Genomic DNA, 864 nt, shown 5'->3' on the forward strand with positions numbered 1-864 from the left:
CCGTTCCGACGGGTTCACCCGCTTCATGGCCTTCCAGCAATAAACGAATGCCATCGCAGCTTCTTAGCAATACATCGACGCTGTCTCTGCTCACCACTAACTCGCCGATGCGCACTTTGTCGAGGTAAGCCTTCGAACCGTATGAGTAAATTCGCTGATGATCTAGCAGGTTCAAAGGTTGCCGCACCGCCTTTAATAGAATGCGCTGCGCGAAAAATCGTATCAATGAGATCTTTTTCAACCTGAGTGGGGTCGAGATTGAGGAGGATATCTTCCAAAACCTCCAAATTTTCTCGGCACTCTTCGTAGAACATTCTACGCAGTTGTTCCATATCCAAAGCCATCTGACGCTCCTTAGTCCGACATTGCCGCGCGCGGTTAAAGCACGCGTTTTAGTGTTTGTAGCAAAGTATCGGGATTAAAAGGCTTCACTAGCCAACCAGTCGCCCTGCGGTATTTCCTTCCATCTTTTTTCTGGGCTGGTTTCGGTGGTCAACATCAGAATGGGAATAAACTTGTATTGCGGTATCGCCCGCATGGCGCGCACTAATTCAAAGCCGCCCATGTTAGGCATGTTAACGTCGGAAATCACCACATCGAACTTGGTGGTTTTGGATTTTTGTAATGCGTCACTGCCATCATTGGCGGTTTCAACATCGTATCCAGCATCTTTTAATGTGTGACTGACCATTTGACGAATAGAGACAGAATCGTCCACTGCGAGAATCTTAACCATCTCAGCCCCCTAGATTTCAAACTGACACCAATTAATTGAGCTCATAACCCAGCAGTTCGATGCCTTCGGCAAGAACATCGGAGAACGCTGTGAGCTCGAGTGTTGAACCTGTTTGTTTGACGCTACGG

The 864-nt window shown here is 47.9% G+C and carries 2 pseudogenes; both read right to left on the reverse strand.

The features are described 5' to 3' along the window. Positions 1-344: pseudogene (locus CIK04_RS29755) on the reverse strand (Hpt domain-containing protein); the annotation flags it as partial. A 34-nt stretch (positions 345-378) separates the two neighbouring features. Further along, positions 379-736, reverse strand: a pseudogene (locus tag CIK04_RS29760) (response regulator). Between the last annotated feature and the right edge of the window lie 128 nt (positions 737-864).

The sequence above is a fragment of the Vibrio sp. 03_296 genome (genome assembly GCF_002265885.1).